Source organism: Cyclonatronum sp. (assembly GCF_022565315.1).
Taxonomy (GTDB): Bacteria; Bacteroidota; Rhodothermia; order Balneolales; family Cyclonatronaceae; genus Cyclonatronum.
Window position 1 is genome coordinate 1 of sequence record NZ_JAIUMX010000176.1, and the last position, 4,807, is coordinate 4,807.

Sequence of the window (4,807 nt, forward strand, 5' to 3'; positions counted from 1 at the left end):
TGCCGGTCTTCCGCACACACATCACACATATTGTTGCGTCTGACTCGCTGGTGTATGCCGGCTGGGGGCGCTCATTCAATAGCGGCCGGCCCCAATTCGCCTATGGTTCCAACAGCCTGCGGTTTAATTTCGGGCTCATTTCCTTCGTGCCTGCTACCAACAATCAGTATCAGTTCTACCTTGAAGGAGCCGACACAGGCTGGTCAGACTGGAGTCAGGAGCGTTATGCCGATTACCGGAACCTGCGGGAGGGCACCTACACTTTTCATGTGCGCGGACGCAACCTGTATTTAACGCCTTCCGAGCCGGCTAGCTTCACCTTCACCATCCTGCCGCCCTGGTACCGCAGTTCGCTGGCATATCTTGTTTACAGCCTGTTTTTTATCGGCATCGTTTTGGGCTACTCTAAATGGCGCACGCAAAAACTGCTGCTCCGGCAGGCCGAGCTGGAAGCTGAGGTTGAAGCCCGCACGGCCGAAGTGCGCAAAAAAAGCGCGCAGCTTGAAAAGCTCGATAAAGTGAAAAGCACCTTTTTCTCAAACGTGAGTCATGAATTCCGGACCCCCCTCACCCTGATAAAAGGTCCCGTTGAACAGCTGCTTGGGGATACAAACCTGAGCACAGCCGAAAAAGTGGCGCAGTACGGGCGTATTAAGGAAAACGCGGAACGCCTGCTTTCGCTCATCGACCGCATCCTCAGCCTTTCCAAAATGGAAAGCGGCACCTACGTCTTGCAGCTGCGCCGCACCGACCTGCACGCGATGCTTCGCAAAATTGCCGGATGGTACGAGCCGCTGGCCCGGCAAAAAGGGCTGGCGTTCGAAGTCAGCATCCCGGCGGAACCCTTCCTGATCTTTGCCGATCAGGAGCAGGCGGAGCTGCTGTTCTCGAACCTGATTTCCAATGCAGTGAAATACACGGAAAAAGGAAGCCTGCGCATCAGCTGTGAAGTAACTGAAGGTGAAGCGGAAGTGCGCATTCAGGATACCGGCATCGGCATACCGGCTTCGGAGCAGCAGCAGGTGTTTGAGCGCTACTACCGCGCCAAAAGCGGCCTGCTGAGCAACTCCGGCTCGGGTATAGGCCTCAATCTGGTGAAATTCGTGGCCGGCATGCACGGCATGGAAGTTGACCTTACCTCCGCCGAAGGACAGGGGACTGAGGTTAAGGTCCGCTGCCGGGCGGGACTCGCCCATATCGGCACCGAATACACGGTACTGGAAGGGGATGACAGTCCCGACGCCGGGCTGAGCCAGATCCCTGAAGAACAACGGAAGCCTTACGAAGCCTTTCAGGAGCAAATTGCAGCCGTTTCGGCTAATGTTGCCGAAGCGGACGATCAGGATGCAGCAGACATCCCCCTGCTGCTGATTGCCGATGATAATGCCGGCATCCGGGCGTTCATCCGCTCCGTGATGGGGCCGGCCTACCGCTTTGCGGAGTGTGCTGACGGGCATCAGCTCATCCAAAAAGCGCAGCTGTTGCAGCCCGACCTCATCCTCTCCGATGTGATGATGCCCGGCCTCGACGGCATCTCCGCAAGCCGCAGGCTCAAAGCAGACCCGGAGACCCGGCACATACCCGTGATCATGATTACAGCCAAAGGCGGCAGTGAAAACGAGCTGACCGGCCTGGAATCAGGCGCAAGCGACTATATTGCAAAGCCGTTCTCGCCCGACATCCTGAAGGCACGGGTGAAGGGGCAGCTCGCCATCCGTCAGGAACTCCGAAGCTGGCTGCAGCGGCAGCTGAGAGGTTCGTCTGCCGCCGAAACGGAAGAGCATAAGGGAGAAGCTTACCCCGGGGGATGGGATTCAAACGCAAGCGCAAACGGAAACCGAAACGGAAACGGAAACGGCAGTGCCGGAGAAGGGCAGGGTCAGGGGCAGTCGGCTGAGGATGAAGCCTTCACGCAGGAAGTACTTGCCAAAATTAGGGAGAACATCAGCAACCCTGAGTTCACGGTCGAAAATCTGGCCTTCGGGCTCAACATGAGCCGGTCGTCGCTCTACCGGAAACTGAAGCTGCCGGGCAACGAAAGTCCGAACGACCTCATCAACCGCATGCGCCTCGAAATTGCACGCGATTTGCTGAAGCAGAAAAACAACTCCATCTCCGAAATCGCCTACGCGGTGGGCTACAACAGCCTCTCTTACTTCAGCCGCATGTACAAAAAGCAATACGGTCACCGCCCCTCCGAGGTGTGAGCACGTGGGATAATGGCACGCGGATTTTCCGGATCGGGCCGGATTTGTGCGGATTATTTTATTTCGCGCAAAGGCGCAAAGGGAGGGCGTAAAATATACCCCGGATGTAAAAGAAACACCTTTTTTCCAAATCAAAACCGTCGTTTAAACGCTGTTTAAAGGGGTGTTAAGGAGGTATTAAAACCGGGTTTCCTCCGTAATTGGTCCGTATTTGCTCCGGAGAAGAGCCGCAAAAGTGCCGGGAGGATGGCACGCGGATTGAGCGGATTTGGCCGGATTTCCGCGGATTTATATTGGAAGACTTTTCAAGCACTTATTACCCCTTAAGCCAGGTAAAAGGACAAAACCTAATCATTAACCCCGAACCACTGACACAATGACATACTGACATACTGACACAGCATCCCGGCTCCGGTAGGAGCCCAAGCTTTTTACCAACCAAACAGCCGCCCCCACCTCCCTAAGCTAACCGGGCGCGGCCCGCCGCGCCGGGTGCCAAACACGCCCCCAACCCGTCATCCCGGAAACCGTGCGGCACCCCTGTGGTAAGAATAACCTCCGAAACGGACCCGCACGGTTATCCGGGACCTACCAAATTATTCCCACCGCCATGCCGGCAGCCGCATTCGTGAGTAGTGCAAACCCATCATAGCATCCGCACTTTGGGTGCCCTGCATCATGAATCGCGGCAAAGTGAAGCTGGTAGGTCCCGGATAACGCCACAGGTTTTGGTGGCAGTTTAAAGGCACCAAGCGGGCGTTTCCGGGATGACGGGGTGGGGGTGAGGGAATTGACCGGGAACGGCAGACCGCCGACCGCGGGAAAATGAACTGCGGGGCCAGACCTGACAGGTTTTCAAAACCTGTCAGGTCTTTGCAGCGAAAGAAAAAGTCGCAACCAAGGCTTCGAAACCCCAACCCCCCCCCCCGAAACAAAAAGCCCCTCTCCTGAAAATAAGGCCCCTAAGGCATCTTGGCACTTTCAGGAGAGGGGTTGGGGTGAGGTCTGCCCCGATGTATGGCATGCGGATTGAGCGGATCGGGGCGGGATTTTCGCGGATTGTTTGTTAGATGTTGAATTCAAACCTCGATGTTTTTTCCGACCGCCCGGCTCCGGTGGAGCCCAAGCTTTTTACCAACCTCGCAGCCGCCCCCACCTCCCCAAGCTAACCTGGCGCGGCCCGCCGCGCCGGGTGCTTCCCCATCTCCCAACCCGTCATCCCGGAAACCGTGCGGCACCACTGTGGTAAGAGCAACCTCTGAAATGGGCCCGCACGGTTATCCGGGACCTACCAAATTATTCCCACCGCAATGCCGGCAGCCGGTTTCGTGAGCCGCGAAAACCATCCGCACTTTTGGGTGCCCTGCATCTCAAACAGCGGCAAAGTGAAGCTGGTAGGTCCCGGATAACGCCACAGGTTTTGGTGGCAGTTTAAAGGCACCAAACGGGCGTTTCCGGGATGACGGGGTGGGGGAGGGAATTGACCGCAGTCGGCCGACCGCCGACCGCGGAAAAATGAACTGCGGGGCCAGACCTGACAGGTTTTCAAAACCTGTCAGGTCTTTGCAGCGAAACAAAAAAGCCGCAGCCAGGGCCCCGAAACCCCAAAACCCCCCGAAACAAAAAGCCCCTCTCCTGAAGATAAGGCCCGTAAGGCATCGTGGCACTTTCAGGAGAGGGGTTGGGGTGAGGTCTGCCACGATGATGGCACGCGGATTGAGCGGATTTGGCGGGATTTCCGCGGATCATTTGTTGAAGGTTATATCAACAGATTAAACAAAAAAAAGCCCTGCAAACTAAATGTTTACAGGGCTTTAAAAATATCCGGGGTGGGCGATAATGGGTTCGAACCATCGACCTCCACGATGTCAACGTGGCGCTCTAACCAACTGAGCTAACCGCCCGGTTTTTTGGAAGGCCTCAAATATACGTTAAATCAGGGCTCATATCAATATCAATTGGCGGGGGGCAGGGGCAGGCTGTCGTAATGCAATGCAATGCTATGCTATACTTTCGGTAAGGTGGTTCAGCAGAAAGCTCAGGGTCAGGGTATCGCGGGCAGTGAGGTACACGGGGTTCACCCGGTTATTCAGGCTTAGGGTAATCACATTTTCAACCAAATCTTCGGTAATACTTGTGATGTGGCTGAGGCGGATGCTGCGGGTATTGCCGTCGGTGATGTGGATGTTTTTGTTGGTCACATAAATGGTACCTTCCAGGTCAGTTTCGTATCCCATCTGCTTGTAAACGATCCCTTCCCGCTGATAGCGGCCCAGCTGTTTGCGCTTGAGCAGCCGGCCTTCTGTGCTGAAATAGCAGGCTTCGCCCCGGGTGAGCATCACGGGACAGCTGATTTCCCGCAGGTTTTCGGTAAAATCACGTGCCCGGGTAAAGTCCTGAATTTGTTTCTTTTGCCTTTTTTGGTCGGCAGTGGGTATCCCGAGGTCTTCAATCATTTTAAAAAGATGTTTTTCCTCCTCAGCTGTGAGCTGATGATCTGCAAGGCAGTCGGAAATAAGCTCATCGAGCGCCTCAGATTTGATCCGGTTGAGGAGGTCGTCGTCGAGCTGAAGCCCGCGCAGGTAAGATTCCATATCGAA

The 4,807-nt window shown here is 55.5% G+C and carries 2 protein-coding genes and 1 tRNA gene; 1 reads left to right on the forward strand and 2 read right to left on the reverse strand.

All coding sequences use genetic code 11. The annotated features are described in order from the left end of the window. The coding region (locus LAT75_RS15205) for a response regulator (protein ID WP_291483625.1) at positions 1 to 2,207 on the forward strand (2,207 nt) is incomplete at its 5' end. Between the two features lie 1,830 nt (positions 2,208 to 4,037). Here LAT75_RS15205 and LAT75_RS15210 read toward each other — a convergent pair. Together LAT75_RS15210 and LAT75_RS15215 are read right to left on the reverse strand one after the other, a co-directional pair. Continuing rightward, positions 4,038 to 4,111, reverse strand: a tRNA-Val gene (locus LAT75_RS15210). A gap of 96 nt (positions 4,112 to 4,207) precedes the next feature. Beyond that, positions 4,208 to 4,807, reverse strand: a 600-nt coding sequence (locus tag LAT75_RS15215; protein ID WP_291483627.1) for a hypothetical protein, incomplete at its 5' end; no start/stop codon positions are given.